The organism is Rhizobium sp. BK112, assembly GCF_014193215.1.
GTDB classification, from domain to species: Bacteria; Pseudomonadota; Alphaproteobacteria; order Rhizobiales; family Rhizobiaceae; genus Rhizobium; species Rhizobium anhuiense.
In genome coordinates this window covers 242,200-258,092 of the sequence record NZ_JACHYZ010000003.1, presented here as the reverse complement: position 1 = coordinate 258,092, position 15,893 = coordinate 242,200, and the positions used below count along the sequence as shown (strand labels likewise).

General features: G+C 62.7%; 12 protein-coding genes. 6 read left to right on the top strand and 6 right to left on the bottom strand.

All coding sequences use genetic code 11. The features are described 5' to 3' along the window. Positions 1-18 precede the first annotated feature (18 nt). The 4 genes from FHT75_RS10670 to FHT75_RS10655 form a co-directional block, all read right to left on the bottom strand. Positions 19-1,629: an ABC transporter substrate-binding protein gene (locus FHT75_RS10670; protein WP_097622795.1), complete on the bottom strand. Its 1,611-nt coding sequence runs from the start codon at positions 1,627-1,629 to the stop codon at positions 19-21. Between the two features lie 123 nt (positions 1,630-1,752). Next, a complete protein-coding gene (locus FHT75_RS10665) occupies positions 1,753-3,150 on the bottom strand; it encodes an LLM class flavin-dependent oxidoreductase (protein WP_097594793.1) in 1,398 nt (465 codons plus the stop codon). A 17-nt stretch (positions 3,151-3,167) separates the two neighbouring features. Beyond that, positions 3,168-4,229, bottom strand: a complete 1,062-nt coding sequence (locus FHT75_RS10660; RefSeq protein WP_097594792.1) for an ABC transporter permease — start codon at positions 4,227-4,229, stop codon at positions 3,168-3,170. After that, positions 4,226-5,710, bottom strand: a complete 1,485-nt coding sequence (locus tag FHT75_RS10655) for a sugar ABC transporter ATP-binding protein (RefSeq protein WP_097594791.1) — start codon at positions 5,708-5,710, stop codon at positions 4,226-4,228. The genes FHT75_RS10660 and FHT75_RS10655 overlap by 4 nt, the downstream gene beginning before the upstream one ends. A gap of 233 nt (positions 5,711-5,943) precedes the next feature. Between FHT75_RS10655 and FHT75_RS10650 the strand changes: the two genes are divergently transcribed. Next, entirely contained in the window at positions 5,944-6,990 is a 1,047-nt protein-coding gene (locus FHT75_RS10650; protein ID WP_063476107.1) for a substrate-binding domain-containing protein, read from the top strand. Between the two features lie 76 nt (positions 6,991-7,066). Then, complete coding sequence (locus FHT75_RS10645; protein WP_097594790.1) at positions 7,067-8,275, top strand: acyl-CoA dehydrogenase family protein; 1,209 nt, start codon at positions 7,067-7,069, stop codon at positions 8,273-8,275. Between the two features lie 81 nt (positions 8,276-8,356). On the opposite strand, the gene FHT75_RS10640 is transcribed toward FHT75_RS10645, so the two are convergent. Further along, positions 8,357-9,574: an SfnB family sulfur acquisition oxidoreductase gene (locus tag FHT75_RS10640; protein ID WP_097594789.1), complete on the bottom strand. Its 1,218-nt coding sequence runs from the start codon at positions 9,572-9,574 to the stop codon at positions 8,357-8,359. 323 nt (positions 9,575-9,897) lie between these two features. Here FHT75_RS10640 and FHT75_RS10635 point away from each other — a divergent pair, with 323 nt between their 5' ends. Then, positions 9,898-11,232 (top strand): LLM class flavin-dependent oxidoreductase, encoded by a 1,335-nt coding sequence (locus FHT75_RS10635; protein ID WP_097594788.1) that lies wholly within the window; start codon positions 9,898-9,900, stop codon positions 11,230-11,232. A 63-nt stretch (positions 11,233-11,295) separates the two neighbouring features. Here the strand turns inward: FHT75_RS10635 and FHT75_RS10630 are convergent, their stop codons facing one another. After that, on the bottom strand, positions 11,296-12,339 hold the full coding sequence (locus tag FHT75_RS10630) for a substrate-binding domain-containing protein (protein ID WP_097594787.1): 1,044 nt from the start codon (positions 12,337-12,339) through the stop codon (positions 11,296-11,298). A 238-nt stretch (positions 12,340-12,577) separates the two neighbouring features. Between FHT75_RS10630 and FHT75_RS10625 the strand changes: the two genes are divergently transcribed. The 3 genes from FHT75_RS10625 to FHT75_RS10615 all read left to right on the top strand — a co-directional run bounded on the left by FHT75_RS10625 (position 12,578) and on the right by FHT75_RS10615 (position 15,821). After that, entirely contained in the window at positions 12,578-13,612 is a 1,035-nt protein-coding gene (locus tag FHT75_RS10625) for a Gfo/Idh/MocA family protein (RefSeq protein ID WP_097594786.1), read from the top strand. Between the two features lie 11 nt (positions 13,613-13,623). Beyond that, positions 13,624-14,526 carry a sugar phosphate isomerase/epimerase family protein gene (locus FHT75_RS10620; protein ID WP_047613133.1) on the top strand — a complete coding sequence of 301 codons (903 nt, stop codon included), beginning with the start codon at positions 13,624-13,626 and terminating at the stop codon, positions 14,524-14,526. 62 nt (positions 14,527-14,588) lie between these two features. Beyond that, positions 14,589-15,821 (top strand): ABC transporter substrate-binding protein, encoded by a 1,233-nt coding sequence (locus FHT75_RS10615; protein ID WP_047613135.1) that lies wholly within the window; start codon positions 14,589-14,591, stop codon positions 15,819-15,821. The last annotated feature ends 72 nt before the right edge of the window (positions 15,822-15,893 follow it).

The window sequence follows — 15,893 nt, the reverse complement described above, 5'->3', positions numbered from 1 at the left end:
GAATTGCTGCCGATCCTATCACGATTGCAGCGCGGTATCGCCCCAGTTCGAGACCGCCCAGCGCGGATTGTCCGCAACATTGAGCACGGTGTCGCGCGCGACGGTGATGAACCCCCATTCCACCACGTTGATCAGCGGCAGATCGGCGACGACGAGCTGCTGAAACTTGCGGTAGAGATCCGTGCGCGCCGCCGTGTCGACCGTCTCGGAGGCCTGTTTGATGATCTTGTCGAGCTCCGGATTGACGTAGCCGCCCTGGTTGGAGAAGGGCACGCCGGCTGGCGTCCCGGACTGAACGAGAATCGTGGTGGAGATCGCCGGATCGCCGCGGAAGACCGGCGGGCCGACGGCAAGGTCGAAGTCGTGGTCGGTATAAACAGCCTTCTGGTGCGCGGCCGCATCGGCATTAACGATCTCGGCATCGATGCCGATGACGGCGAGCGCTTGGCGAAGGTAATCGCCGAACTGGCGGGTCTCGTTGAAATAGGGTGCGGGGCGCAGCTTCAGCGAGAAACGGTTACCATCAGGCCCTTGTTTGTAACCCGCCTTGTCGAGAATATCGTTGGCGGCGGCGGGGTCGAACGCATAGGTCGCGACATCGGATGTATAGAATTCCGGCGCATTCTTCGGCACCGGGCCGGTCGCAGCGGCGGCGTAACCGAGGAAGATGGTGTCGACCACGAATTTCTTGTCGATCGCCTGGGCGATCGCCTGACGGACCCGGAGATCGGCCAGTTCCTTGCGGCGGTGATTGATCTCGACGACGAGCTGGTAGGTCAAAGCCTCGTAGCCTTTGGAGATCACCTTGATGCCCTCGACCTTGGAGATGCGGTCGAGATCGGCAAGCGGCACCGCCGAAAAGGCGGCAAGCTGGATTTCGTCAGCCTCGAGTGCGGCACCCGCAGCCTCGCGATCGGGCAGCACGCGGAAGACGATCTCGTCGAGTTTCGGCTGCTCCTTGTCCCAGTAACTCTCATTGCGCACCAGCCGGTAATATTCGCCGGATTTGTGTTCGGCGAACTTGAACGGCCCGGTACCGACAAGCGTGGTGTTAGCCGGATTGGTGGCAATATCGGTACCGTCGAAGATGTGTTTGGCGACGACGCTGGTGACGACAGGCAGGGCGTTGCGGATGAGCTGGAACGGCGTCGGCTTGGAGAAGCGGAAGATGGCGGTGTAGTCATCGGGCGTATCGACGGCTTCGAGATTGGCGAAGACCAGGCGGCCGAGATTCTGCAGCGGCTTCCAGATGTTGAGCGCCGAGAAGGCGACATCGACCGAGGTGAACGGCTTGCCGTCGTGCCAGGTCACGCCGTCGCGCAGCTTGAAGGTGACGGAGAGGCCGTCGGCCGACCCCTCCCAGGAGGTGGCGAGACGCGGCGCAAGCCCGTCCTTGCCGTCGAACGAGGCTTCGGCAAGCGGCTCGATCACCTTGCTCGCAACGAAGAAGACGCCGTTGGAGGCGACGATCGCCGGATTGAGGTTCTTCGGTTCGGAATCGGCCGCAACGATCAGCCGGCCACCGGCAGGCGCCGCCTGCGCCAGCGCCTGGCGAGCGAGCGTCGTCGAAGCGAGGAGCAGGGCGGTGCCCTTCATCAGTGTGCGCCGCGAGATAGATGGTACGGTCATGACCCCTCCTGATCGATCGAATTTCAAGCGCCCATATTCAGGGTGAAACGCCGATTGTCATAGAGGTTAAATTCTAAACCTCGGACACCGCGAGACATTTTTTGTCACCCCGCCATTATTCACTCAGCCACTGGCGGCGACGCGGGTGGGCTCGCCGAAGAGATTGCGATAGGCAGCCCCGGGATGCGGCGCAACGAGCCGCGGCCCCGCTCCCCCGAGTTTTTCCCGCAGCGTTCCCTTGGCATAGTCGGTCTTGTAGACGCCGCGCTTTTGCAGTTCCGGCACCAGCAGATCGACGGCATCCTCGAAACTCTCGGGTGTCACGGCATAGGCGAGGTTGAAGCCGTCGACATCGGTGTCCTCGACCCATTCCTGCATCAGATCGGCAACCGTCTGCGGCGAGCCGACGAAGACCGGGCCGAAACCGCCGACGCCGACCCAATCGGCCATTTCGCGCACCGTCCATTCCTTGGTGGGATCGATGGTGGTGAAGGTCTCGACAGCCGATTGCACCGCATTGGTATGGCGGTGCCGCAACACTTCGTCCGGCCCGAACTGGCCGAAATCGATGCCGGTCCAGCCGGAGATTAGCGTTAGCGCGCCCTCGAAGGAGGCATATTTGCGGTATTCGTTGAATTTCCGCTGTGCCTCCGCATCCGTTTCACCGAGGATCACGGTCTGCAGGTTGAAAGCAAGGATTTCGCGCGGGTTGCGGCCGACGCGTTCGGCCGCCTCGCGGACATTGGCGACATAGCGCTTCAGCACCGCCTTCGACGGTGAAGCGACGAAGATGCATTCGGCATGGGCGCCGGCGAAATCCTTGCCGCGGCTGGAGGCGCCGGCCTGGTAGAGCACCGGTGTGCGCTGTGGCGAGGGTTCGCTCAAGTGAATGCCGGGCACGTTGAAATGCCTGCCGGAATGGCGGATCGGGTGGACCTTGTCCGGATGGGTGAAGATGCCTGTTTCGCGGTCGCGCACGACAGCGCCATCCTCCCAGCTTCCCTCCCAGAGCTTGTAGCAGACTTCCAGATATTCCTCGGCAAGATCGTAGCGGTCATCGTGCTTCGTCTGCGCCGGCTGGCCGATATTGAGCGCGCCGCTGTTGAGGTAGGAGGTGACGATATTCCAGCCGACGCGCCCCTTGGTCAGGTGGTCGAGCGTCGAGATGCGGCGGGCGAAGGTGTAGGGGTGCTCGAAGGAGAGCGACGCCGTCAGGCCGAAGCCGAGATGTTCGGTCGCGTAGGACATGGTGGGGATCAGCTGTAGCGGGTCGTTGACCGGCACCTGCGCCGAATGGCGCAGGGCGGCATCGACATTGCCGTTCAGCACATCATAGACTCCGAGCACGTCGGCGATGAACAGCCCGTCGAACTTGCCGCGTTCCAGCGTCTTGGCCAGATGCACCCAGTAGTCGAGATCCTTGTAGGTCCAGGACTTGTCGCGCGGATGGCGCCAGAGCCCCGGCGACTGGTGTCCGACGCAATTCATGTCGAAGGCGTTGAGCCTGATTTCGCGGGTCATGTCTTTCTTCCTTGGAATTAGGGATTGCTGCGGCCAAGGCCGTAGGTCAGCGCCAAGGCGCCGACGAGCACGGCGCCCTTGACGAAATCCTGGGTGTAATAAGGGGCGTTCAGCATGGTGAGACCGTTCAGCAGCACCCCGACGAAGACGGCGCCGGCAATGGTGCCGAGCACGTTTGGACGCCTGAGATTGAGGACGGCAAAACCGATCAGCGCGGCGGCGACCGAATCCATCAGCAACGAGCCGCCGGAGGAGACATCGCCACGCCCGACGCGGGCGGCGATGACGATGCCGCCCAGCGCTGCCAGCGTGCCCGAAATCACATAGGCGAGCGTCTTCAGCCGGACTGTGGACGCGCCGGCAAGCCGGGTCGCGACCTCGTTGCCACCGGTCGCAAACAGCAGCCGGCCGATGCGGGTGCGTTCGGTGAGAATGAAAAGCGCGACGGCGACCACCGCCATCAGTACCACGGCAACCGGCAGGGTGCCGAGGATGCTGTAGCGGCCGATCAGAAGAAAGGCCGGGTCGTAGGCGCCGGTCGCCTTCGAACCGTCGGGCAGGGTGAGGCCCGCCGAAATCGACCGGCCGGCGGTCGGGATCAGTTGCAGACCGGAAAGCAGGAACATCATCGCCAGCGTCGCCAGGAGATCCGGCACCTTCAGGCGCACGATCAGGAAGGCGTTGACGAGACCGATCAGGGCGCCGAAGGCGAGCACCAGCGGCACCGTCACATAGGCATCGAGGTGCCAGACGATCATCGCATAACTCGCCGCCATCACGCTCGATGCGGCGACCGCGCCGATCGACAGGTCGAAACCGCCGACAGCAAGCGTCACGGTGACGCCGGCGCCGAGAATGGCGACGACGGACACTGCCTGCAGAATACTCATCAGATTGGCGATATTGATGAAGGCGGGCTCGGCGATGGTGAAGCCGATGACGAGAGCCGTAAGCAGGATGAACACCGCACCCGCCCGGAGGAACGCCCCGAAGGCGGCAAGACGACCATTATCGGCTTGCGGTGATGCCTTCGGCCGGGCGCTTGCCTGCGGAAGAGTGTCGTCGTCGATCGTCGTCATGCGGATATTCCCTGGATTACGGAGGCAAAAGCGGCCCCGTGTGCCGCGGGCCTCAACACGTGGCGGTCGATGACGAGGATGCGGTCGGCCACTTCATAGGCCTCCTCCGGGTCGGAGGTCGCGATCAGCGTCGCCCGGTCGGTGCGGGCGCGGATTGCCCGGATGATGTCATGACGGGCGCCGACGTCGACACCCTGGAAGGGTTCGTCGAGCAGTAGCAGCCGGCTCGGTTCAGCCTCCCAGCGGGCGATCACCGCCTTCTGCTGGTTGCCGCCGGAGAGCGACCAGATCGAGGCGAGGGGACCGGCGGCCTTGATGCCGAGACGGACGATCGCCTGCTCGGCCTCGCGTCGTTCACGGCCACCGACCAGGAAACCGCGCGGATACCATTTGCCAAGATGCGGCAGGCTGATCGTCGCCGACAGCGAATGGCCGGGCCACGCCGGCGGCATCAGCGATGAACGGTGCCGGTCTTCGGCCGCCATCGCCACACCGGCGGCGATCGCTTCGGCCGGGCTTTTCGGCCGGTAAGGCCGGCCGTCGAGGAACATCGCGCCGCGCTCAAGCGCCGTCACGCCGAAGATCGCCTGGAGCAACCGGCTCTTGCCGGCGCCGAGCACGCCGGTAATCGCCACCACCTCGCCCTCATGCAAGGACAGATCGAAGGGCTCAGCTTCGGGGAGCAGGCTGATGTCGCGCATCTCGAAAATCGCCGGACCGGTCGCAGGCCGCGCATCCGGCCGGGCCGCATCCAGTCGGCGGCCGATCATCGTCTCGATGGCGCTCGAAAAATCGATCGGCCGCGAGAAGGTGCCGACGACGCGACCGCCGCGCATGACGAGCGCACGGTCGGCGATGGCTTCGAGATCGGCGGTGCGGTGCGAGATATAAAGGATCGCCAGGCCGCGCTTGCGCAGGCTGAGAAGAATATCGAAGAGGCGGCGGCTTTCCTCTCCGGAAAGGCTCGCCGTCGGCTCGTCGAGGATGAGCAGATCGGCGCGGTTGGCAAGCGCCCGGGCGATCGCCACCAGTTGCCGGTCGGCGCTGCCGAGGTCGCCGAAATCACGATCGATCGGCAGGCTGAAGCCGGCGGCATCGAGCATTGCCTGCGCGGCGCGGCGGATGCCGGCGCGCGAGACGAAGAAGGGCGCGCTCCGATCGGCGAACCGGTTGAGCAGCAGGGCATCGGCAACGCTCAGGCCAGCCGCGCCGACGAGATCCGTCGATTGATGCACCGTGACGACACCGGCCTTTGCCGCGTCGGCCGGGCTGCGCGGCGCAAAGGGGCGGCCATTGAAGCTGACCGTGCCGCCATCGGCCGGAAGGACGCCGGAGAGGATCTTTACCAGCGTCGATTTGCCCGCACCGTTGGCACCCATCAGCGCCACGATCTCACCGCGCTCCAGCGACAGTTCAGCACCGGCAAGCGCCCGCGTCGACCCGAAACTGCGGGTGATATTTTCAATGTGAAGAAGCGGCATCGATCATGTCCGGGACTGCATTTGTATCAGGAGTGTGCCCCGTCCGGGTGGTCGAACTCCAGGCACGCCTTTCCCTCACAAACTGTCCCCGGGAAACAAAGAATCTCCCGCAGCCCGGAAAATCGGATCATTTACTCTACTAAAAACATAGAGATTATATCTAAATAATCCGATGCGTCGCGGGGCTCCCAACCCGTCAGACGACGCTTCCGATTGCTAGAAGGAACGCGACGATGAAATCCCTCGCACGGCTCGCACTGTCTGCCGCCGTCATTCCGTTCATTTTCATTCAAGGCGCAAAAGCCGACGGCCTGTCCGGCGCTCCGGCCCCCTTTGATAAGGGCGGGGTCAAGGTGGCTCTGATCAGCTACATCTCGGCCGGCGATTTCTTCCAGGCCTACCAGGCCGGTGCGGAAGCCCAGGCCAAGGCGCTGGATATCGACCTGCGCGTCTTCCCCGGACGGCAGGACGCCGCCGAGCAGCGCGAGCAGATTCTGCAGGCGATCAATCTCGGCGTCTCCGGCATCGTCATCGACCACGGCCTTCCGGAATCGCTCGGCGACGTCGTGCAGCAGGCGCTCGACAAGGGCATCAAGGTCGTGGCTTTCGACGTCAACCTCAACAACCCCAAGATCCCGCAGGTGGAGCAGAGCGATCACGAGCTCGCCTCGCTGGCGCTCGAACAGGTGGTGAAGGACAACGGCAAAGACTTCAACGCCGGTTATGTCTATGTCGCGGGTTTTGCGCCGCTCGACCGCCGCAACGAGGTCTGGGATAAGTTCAAGTCGGAGAATAAGGGCGTGGTCGAAAAGGCCCGTTTCGGCAATGTCAGCGACACGACGGCGACCTCGACCGCCGACCAGGCGAAGGCCGCGCTCACCGCCAATCCCGATATATCGGTCGTTTTTGCCCCCTATGATGAATTCGCCCGCGGTGTGAAGCTCGCCGCCAACGATCTCGGCATTTCAGCTAAGCTGAAGATCTATTCGGCCGACGTCTCGACCGCCGATATCCAGGAAATCACCGAGGAAGGCAGCCCCTGGGTTGCGACCGTCGCGACCAATCCGGCCGTCGTCGGCGCCGTCTCCATCCGTGCCGCTGCCCTCGAGATCGCCGGTCAGACGGTTCCCCATCAGATTACCGTGAAGCCGACGCTTCTGACGCAGGAGAGCCTGCGGGCGGCCGGCGTCAAGACGATCGAGGAACTGGCTGCGAAGATTCCGGCCTTCAGCACGAGCGATGCGGCAACCGCGAGCTGGATTCCGGACAAGCTTTTCTGAGGAGGTCACGCTGATCCTTCCGGCGGGAGCCTCAAGCTCCCGCCGGATCATCTTTTGGAGAATTGGAGTTTCGCCCATGAGCCAGTCCAATGTCGTCTTCGCGGCCAGCCGCAACCCAACCCGAGCAGACCTCTTTGCCCGTGCGGAGGATATCTCTGCCGATCTTTCCCGGCGCGCCGCAGACCTCGACCGCGAAGGCCGTCCCCCGCTCGCCGAGATCATCAAGTTGAAAAATGCCGGGCTGCTCAATGCGTTGCATCCCACCCAAATCGGTGGCGGCGGCCTCGACTGGGTCGATGGACTGAGGCTGGTGCGCATTCTCGCCCGCGGCGAAAGCTCGATCGGTCAGCTGCTCGGCTACCACTATGTCAACAGCCAGTATATCTATTGGGCCCTCGATGCCGCCCGTGCCCATGCGCTGGGCAGCGATACCGTCGCCAGGAACCTCTATTGGGGTGCGGCGGTCAATCCGCGCGATCCCGGGCTGGTGCTGACTCGTCGTGGCAACGGCTATGTGCTGAACGGACGCAAATCCTTCTCCACGGCGGCACGGGTCTCCGACTACATCAACGCCAATGCCACGCTCGACGACAAGATCGCCGGCTTCGCCGTGCCGACCAATCGCCCCGGCTATGTCGCCAATGACGACTGGGACAATATCGGCCAGCGCCTGTCCGACAGCGGCAGCGTCGAGTTCCGCGACTTCCCGGTCTACGAGGAGGATTTCGTCGGTGCGCCGGCTGCCCCCGACGCAGCGCCGCCTGTATTGTCGACCTTCAACACGCCGTTCATCCAGCTGGTCTTCGTCAACTTTTATCTCGGCACCGCCGAAGGCGCGCTGCAGGCGGCCGTCGATTACGTCAGAACCACCACCCGGCCGTGGATCACGTCAGGCGTCGAGCGGGCGGCCGACGATCCCTATATCCTCGAACGCGTCGGCGAATTCACCGCGGCGCTGAAGGCCTCGGCAGCCCTTGCCGACCATGCAGCGTCAGCCGTGCAGGCGGGTCTTGCCCGTGGCAGCGACGTGACGGCGCGCGAGCGCGGCGAGGCGGCGGCGGAAGCTTATACCGCCAAGGTGCACGCCACCCATGTCGCGCTCGACATCACCTCGCGCGTCTTCGAGCTGACCGGCGCCCGCTCGACGGCAGACAAATACCGTTTCGACCGGTTCTGGCGCAATGTCCGTACCCACACGCTGCACGACCCGGTCTTCTACAAGGCGAAAGAAGTCGGTGAATTCGTGCTGAACGACCGGATACCGGAGGTCAGCCTCTATAGCTGAGGCGGCCACGGCTTCATCGACAATGAAAAACCCCACTGCCGGCAGCGGCGGTGGGGTTTTCGTTTGAAAGCGACGAAGGCTTCAGAGCGCACCGTTCTTCGGCGGCGTCACGCCGTTCAGATGGTAGTTGCCGACGACATGGTATTTCCAGCGCACGGGATCGTGCAGCGTATGGGTGCGGGCATTCCGCCAATGGCGGTCGAGATTGAGACCTGTTTGTACCGACGAGGTTCCGGCAAGCTCGAAGAGCGTATTCGCCGCCTCGATCGCCACCTCTGTTGTCAGCACCTTGGCGGCGGCAACCGCAAGTGTGGCCTCAACCACCTTTTCCTCGGTCGTCTCGACCTGCGCGGCATCGACCTTGTGGCCAGCGCGCTCGACAAGAGCGGTTGCGGCTTCCAGCCGGATGGCGATCTGGCCGACCTTGGCGATCGTCAGCGGGTCGTCGGAAGCGCGATCGAGGCCGCTATCCATCCACGGGCGGGATTTCGTCCTGACGAAATCAAGCGTTTCGGCAAAGGCCGCCCGCGCGATCCCGAGATCGACACCGGCATGGATGATCTGGCCGACGGAACCGATCGTCGTCGGCCGCTCGAAACCCTTGTGATGGAAGACCACGGAATCGGCGCTGACATAGACATTGTCGAGGATCGTCGTGCCGCTGCCGGTGGTGCGCTGGCCGAAGCCGTCCCAGTCGTCGACGATCTCGACGCCTTCGGTGCCCTTCGGCACGAAGGCCATTGTCAGCCGATCCTCCGGATCGAGCGCGAAGACGGTGACCCAGTCGGCGAAGAGAACGCCGGTCGAATAGAATTTGCGGCCGTTGATCCGGTAGCCCGGACCATCGCGGGTGATGCGCGTGTTGTAATGGCCGACCGTCTTGGTGCCGCGCTCGGAAAGCGCATTGCCGAAACGATCGCCGGCCAGCACACGGCCGAAGAAATAACGCTGCTGCTCCTCGCCGCCATCGGTTCTAAGCGCCTCAAGAATATAGAAATGGTTCTGCGGGATCTGGCCGATCGAACCATCCGCCTCCGACAGGATCGCAGTGATCTCGGCAAGCACTGCGTTGGAGACGTCGAGCCCGCCATATTGCGCAGGCACGGTGATCGCGAGCAGACCGGACTGGGCGAGAAGATCGAGTTCGGTAAACGGCAGGATCCGGCCGGCATCGCGCTCGGCGGCGCGCGCGGCAAATTGGGCCGCCAGTCTGCGGGCGGTGGCGATCGCTTCCTCGTCGCTGCCGATACGGGCGGCCACGGGCCGGATCTGATCTGTTGACCTCAGCACTGTGTTCATCGATGTCTCCAATTCTGACGAGCCTATCGGTGAAAGAAATCGAGCGTCGAGATAAGAGCACAAATTCTATAGAAGCCATCGAAAATGAAAAGTGTTTGCTTATCAGTCTCCAACCGCCGCGATTAGGGTTTGCGTTCTGCACCGGCGCGGGCCAGGTAGCTTGGCAAGCGATAAAATTCCCACCCGGAATTGCCGCTTCCGGTCTCGATTTGATTTCGGCGACTTCCTACGTAACCGATATCCCGCTGCGTCGCCGCGACGGTTGCAGAAAGAACGCCCAATGCGGGGCAGGCGACCGCCTTGCCCGATCCATGAGGAAAGTCATGACCCCACGGCAGTTGCGCCTCGGCGCCTTCATGCGTCCCGTCAGCCTGCATACCGGCGCGTGGCGCTATCCCGGTTCCTATCCCGACGCCAATTTCAATTTCGCCCATCTGAAGTCCTTCGCGCAGGCGCTGGAACGGGCGAAATTCGACGCCTTCTTCATGGCCGATCACCTTGCCGTGCTCAACATGCCTGTGGAGGCGCTGAGGCGCAGCCACACCGTGACCTCCTTCGAGCCCTTCACGCTGCTATCGGCGCTGGCGGCGGTGACGGAGCGTATCGGCCTCGTCGCCACCGCTTCCACCACTTTCGACGAGCCCTATCACATCGCTCGTCGCTTCGCCTCGCTCGACCATATCAGTGGCGGCCGCGCCGGCTGGAATATCGTCACGACGTCCAACCCCGACGCCGCGCTCAATTTCGGCCTGGACGAACATGTGGAGCATGGCGAACGTTATCACCGTGCGCGGGAATTCTACGATGTCGTGACCGGGCTGTGGGACAGTTTCGCCGACGATGCCTTCATCCGCGACCGGGAGAGCGGCCAGTTCTTCGATCCGGAAAAGATGCATGTGCTCGCCCACAAAGGCGAGGAACTCAGCGTCCGCGGGCCGCTCAATATCGCCCGGCCGCCGCAGGGCTGGCCCGTCATCGTCCAGGCCGGCCAGTCCGATCCCGGCCGCCAGCTTGCCGCCGAGACCGCCGAGATGGTCTTCTGTTCGCCGCGCGATCTTGCCGCCGGCAAGGCGCTCTATGCCGACATCAAGACCCGCATGGAAGCCATCGGCCGCAAGCGCGACCATCTGAAGATCCTGCCCGCCGCCTTCGTCATCGTCGGCGACAGCATCGAGGAGGCGCGCGCCAAACGCGCCACGCTCGACAGTCTGGTGCATTACTACAGCGCCATCGCCTCGCTTTCGATCGCGCTCGGTCACGACGCTTCGGGCTTCGATCCCGATGCGCCGCTGCCGGCCGATATTCCCGACACCAATGCCAGCAAGACCGGCCGCGCTCAGGTGCTGAAGCTTGCGGCGGAGGAAAATCTGACCGTGCGTCAGCTGGCGCAGCGCTATGGAGGCTATGCCGGCCTTGCCTTCGTCGGCACCCCGGCCAGTATCGCCGACGAGATGGAACGCTGGCTCGACGAGCAAGGTTCGGACGGCTTCAACGTCGTCTTCCCCTATCTGCCGCAGGGTCTCCTCGACGTCACCGAACGGCTGGTTCCCGAGCTGCAGCGCCGCGGTCTGTTCCGCAGCGAATACGAAGGCACGACACTGCGCGAACATCTCGGATTGCCGCGGCCGGAAAACCGGTTCTTCCCTGCTGGCACATGAGGCGTCGCCGCCGCTGGAATGGACGAACCTCGCTTCCGCTTTCCGGAAGCGAGCCGATAGCGCTCAGGCCATGACCCCGACCTGAAACGCATCGCTCTCACCCATTATCAGTTCGAGAGGCCAGACGATGTTGCGGCTCTCGTTCGGATAGAATTCCCTATAGGCCTGCATGTTGGCGAGAAGCATTCGGCCGAGCGCGACGCCGAGATCGTAGAGCGAGATACGGAAGCAGCTGAGCGACGGCTGCAAGAACCGTGCACGAGGAGCGTCGCGGAAGCCGATCACCGCAAGATCGCGGCCGGGCATGACACCTGATTCCATCAGGCGGCGGTAAAGGCCGATCGCCATCAGCTCATAGATCAGGATCACCGCCGTCGGCCGTTCTTCGAGCAGCAGCAGTTCATGGGCCGCCTGGTAACCACCCCGTTCGCTCGACTTGACGCGGATGACGAGTGCCGGGTTGAATGCGATACCGTGTCGTTCGAGTGCGCGGCGATAACTTTCGACAAAGAGATAACCGAGATTGGCTTCGCTCGACGGCGCGGTGATCGCGATCCGACGATGCCCCAGCGCGACCAGCCGCTCGACGGCATGGTCGGCCACGCCCTCGAAATCGAGATCGATCCATGGAAAATCGCCGGCCGAAAGGCTGCGGCCGAGCGCCACGAAGGGGATCTTCGCCCGCGACAGAAAGTCGATGCGCCGGTCGACGCGCTGCGTGTCCGCGATGATCATCGCATCGACGATGTGCCGTGCCACCATCCGCTTCAGATATTCGTGCGGGTCCTCGTCGCTCGGGCAGGGCAACATCACGAGGTCGAGCTTATGGCGGGCAAAGACGCTCTGCAGGCCGCTGGTGACGCCAAGGAAGAAGTTGTCGGCATTCTCGACCGTCTCCTTGCTGGATTCGATCATCAACCCGATGACCTTCGTCTCTCCCTGACGCAGGCTCCGCCCAGACTGGTTGGCGACATAGCCGAGTTCCTCGGCCGCAGCCAGCACGCGCCGGCGGGTTTCCTCGTTGACATCGGGCTTGCCGTTCAGGGCGCGCGAGACCGTGCCGATCGAAATATCCAGGTGGTCGGCGAGCTGGCGAATCCCCTTCATCGGTGGCGATTTTCCCTAGAGCATGATGCCGAAAAGTGTGCGCGGTTTTCGGACGACATCATGCTCTGTTTCTTTGGTTTAGATCAGGATTCAGATTTTAGGCCGACCCGGCCTAAAATCATCCGGATCAATTTGGCATCTGACCTCTATTGACACGGCAAAAAGTTTCCGCATACAGTCGTAAACGTTTACGGAGTGCGTGTCACTAGGAGTTGGCGCCATTCCCTCGGAGGAAATCGTGAAATTCAGTGCCATTCTGTGCGGGTGCGGAGCTATGTCCAAAGGTTGGTTGCGTGCGATCGCTTCCAACCCTCTGCTGGCCGATGCCATCACCATTGTCGGCCTCGTCGACCTGAACCGGAAGACGGCGGAAACGCTTGCCGCGGAGTTCGGCCTCGAGGACGCCGTCATCGGTTCGGACCTGGCTGACGTCATCGCCGCCACCAAGGCCGATCTGGTCTTCGACATCGTCATTCCGTCGGCTCGATACGACGTCGTCTCGACGGCGCTGAAGGCCGGCTGCCATGTGCTCAGCGAAAAGCCGATGGCCGCTTCGCTTGCCGAGGGCGCTGCGCTGATCGATCTTGCCGCCGAGACCGGGCGCATCCACGCTGTCATCCAGAACCGCCGCTTCATATCGGGGGTCCGGCGTCTTCGCCGTTTCGTCGACAGCGGCGCGATCGGCGACCTTACCGGCATCCATTGCGACTTCTTCATCGCGCCGCATTTCGGCGGCTTTCGCGAAGAGATGGACAACGTCCTGCTTCTCGACATGGCGATCCACACTTTCGATGCGGCGCGCTACGTCGCCGATAGGAAGCCGCTCGCCGTCTATTGCGTCGAGCGCAATCCAAAGGGTTCGTGGTATCGGCACGGCGCCTCGGCCAACGCCATTTTCGAATTTTCCGATGACATCGTCTTCACCTATCGCGGCTCCTGGTGCGCCGAGGGCGAGCGAACCAGCTGGGAAAGCCAGTGGCGCCTCGTCGGCTCGAAGGGAATGCTCACCTGGGATGGCGAAGAGAATTTCAAGGCGGCCGTTGCCGGCGAAGAGCCCGGCCTTCTGCATGGCTTTGCAGCCGTAAACGTTCCCGGTCCGGAACACGATGAAGAAACCCATGGCCACGCCAGCGTCATCGCCGATTTCATCGCGGCGATCAGCACCGGCAAGCAGCCCGAGACGGTCAATTCCGACAATATCAGAAGCCTTGCCATGGTCTTCGGCGCAATCGAAAGCGCCAAGACCGGCAAGCGCGTCGAAATTTCAGCATAGGATGACATGACGTGAGCAACCCTGCAAAATCCATTCGCATCGGCACCATGGTCAGCGGCAACAAGGGCGATGCCGCAAGCCGCATCGGCGATATCGCCGATATGGGCTTCGAAAGCTTCGAACCCTTCTTCTGGCAAACGACCAAGGGCCAGGACCTTGCCGAACTCGGCAAGCGTTGCCTCGATGCGATCGGCGACCGCGACATCACCATCTCGACGCTCGGCATGTTCGGCAATCCGCTTGAGGAAACCGAAATCGACCTCGAAACGCTGCAGGGCTGGAAGGATTGCATCGACAATGCCCATCACTTCGGCGCCACCTGCGTTGCCGGCTTCACCGGCCGCATCCGCGGCAAACCGCTGACCGACAGCCTGCCGCGCTACAAGCAGATCTGGAGCGAGCTTGCCAAGCGCGCCGCCGACAAGGGCATCAAGATCGCCTTCGAAAACTGCGCCATGGACGGCAATTGGGCGACCGGCGACTGGAACATCGCCCACAATCCCGATGCGTGGGAACTGATCTTCAACGAGACGCCTGATGATAATATCGGCCTGGAATGGGAACCGTGCCATCAGATGGTCTATCTGATCGACCCCTTGCCGCAGATCCGCAAATGGGCGCACAAGTTCTTCCATGTCCACGGCAAGGACGCGACCATCCGCTGGGAGGTCATCAAGGAACACGGCATCTTCGGCAAAGAGAAGTTCGTCTTCATGCGCACGCCGGGCTTCGGCGACAGCAACTGGACCGATATCATTTCCGAGCTGCGCCTGGCCGGCTGGTCGGGCTCGATCGACATCGAGGGCTGGCACGACCCGGTCTATCGCGACGCGCTTGAAATGACCGGCCAGGTCTATGCGCTCAACCACCTCAAGCATGCCCGGGGCGGCGAATTCGTCGTCGATCCGGCCTGATGACATCGTTTCCGGCAAGGAGGAATTGCCGGACACGGGGATAACCACAAAGGAGGAGAACCATGGCTATCCGCAAATATGCAATTCTGGGAGCGCTTGCCCTTGCAGGCGTCTCGCTGTTCGGTCTTTCGGCCAAGGCCGAGGACGTCACGCTGACGCTCTGGTCGCTTGACAAGGACACCCAGCCGGCGCCGAACCTCGTCAAGGAGTTCAACGCTCAGAACAACGGCATCAAGATCGAATACCGGCTGATCCAGTTCGACGACGTCGTCACCGAGGCGATGCGCGCCTATGCCACCGGCCAGGCGCCCGATATCATCGCCGTCGACAATCCCGAGCACGCGCTGTTCTCGTCGCGCGGCGCCTTCCTCGATCTTACCGACATGATCGCCAAGTCGACCGTCATCAAGCCGGAGAATTATTTCCCCGGACCGTTGAAATCGGTCGAGTGGGACGGCAAGTATTTTGGCGTGCCGAAGGCGACCAACACGATCGCGCTCTATTACAACAAGGACATGTTCAAGGCGAAGGGCCTCGATCCGGCGAAACCGCCACAGACGTGGGACGAGCTGGTCGAGGATGCGCGCAAACTGACCGACCCCGCCAAGAACGTCTACGGTCTCGCCTTCTCGGCCAAGGCCAACGAGGAGGGCACCTTCCAGTTCCTTCCCTGGGCCCAGATGGGCGGCGGCAGCTATGAGCACATCAATGCCGACGGCGCGGTGAAGGCGCTGGAGATCTGGAAGACGATCATGGACGAGAAGCTCGCTTCTCCCGATACGCTGACGCGCGGTCAGTGGGATTCGACCGGAACCTTCAACTCGGGCAATGCGGCCATGGCGATCTCCGGTCCGTGGGAGCTCGACCGCATGACGCAGGAAGCGAAATTCGATTGGGGCGTCACCCTGCTCCCAGTTCCGAAGGAAGGGGCCGAACGCTCTTCGGCCATGGGCGATTTCAACTGGGCGATCTTTGCCACCAGCAAACATCCGGCCGAAGCCTTCAAGGCGCTCGAATATTTCGCCTCGCAGGACGACAAGATGTTCAAGAACTTCGGCCAGCTTCCGGCCCGTTCCGACATCTCGATCCCCGAAAGCGGCCAACCGCTGAAGGATGCCGCCCTCAAGGTCTTCCTCGAACAGCTGAAATACGCCAAGCCGCGCGGTCCGCATCCGCAATGGCCGAAGATCTCCAAGGCGATCCAGGACGCCATACAGGCGGCATTGACCGGCCAGATGAGCCCGAAGGACGCGCTCGACCAGGCCGCCGACAAGATCAAGGCAGTACTAGGCTGATCATTGGCTGCGAGCGAGCCGCTTGCTCCCTCTTCTCCCCCGCGGGGAGAAGAGGGACCGGAAGCAACGCGT

What these genes read in the sequence shown, in the direction of transcription:
- FHT75_RS10670 (WP_097622795.1), bottom strand. Translation starts at nt 1,629, where the DNA reads ATGACCGTACCATCTATCTCGCGGCGCACACTGATGAAGGGCACCGCC.
- FHT75_RS10665 (WP_097594793.1), bottom strand. Translation starts at nt 3,150, where the DNA reads ATGACCCGCGAAATCAGGCTCAACGCCTTCGACATGAATTGCGTCGGA.
- FHT75_RS10660 (WP_097594792.1), bottom strand. Translation starts at nt 4,229, where the DNA reads ATGACGACGATCGACGACGACACTCTTCCGCAGGCAAGCGCCCGGCCG.
- FHT75_RS10655 (WP_097594791.1), bottom strand. Translation starts at nt 5,710, where the DNA reads ATGCCGCTTCTTCACATTGAAAATATCACCCGCAGTTTCGGGTCGACG.
- FHT75_RS10650 (WP_063476107.1), top strand. Translation starts at nt 5,944, where the DNA reads ATGAAATCCCTCGCACGGCTCGCACTGTCTGCCGCCGTCATTCCGTTC.
- FHT75_RS10645 (WP_097594790.1), top strand. Translation starts at nt 7,067, where the DNA reads ATGAGCCAGTCCAATGTCGTCTTCGCGGCCAGCCGCAACCCAACCCGA.
- FHT75_RS10640 (WP_097594789.1), bottom strand. Translation starts at nt 9,574, where the DNA reads ATGAACACAGTGCTGAGGTCAACAGATCAGATCCGGCCCGTGGCCGCC.
- FHT75_RS10635 (WP_097594788.1), top strand. Translation starts at nt 9,898, where the DNA reads ATGACCCCACGGCAGTTGCGCCTCGGCGCCTTCATGCGTCCCGTCAGC.
- FHT75_RS10630 (WP_097594787.1), bottom strand. Translation starts at nt 12,339, where the DNA reads ATGAAGGGGATTCGCCAGCTCGCCGACCACCTGGATATTTCGATCGGC.
- FHT75_RS10615 (WP_047613135.1), top strand. Translation starts at nt 14,589, where the DNA reads ATGGCTATCCGCAAATATGCAATTCTGGGAGCGCTTGCCCTTGCAGGC.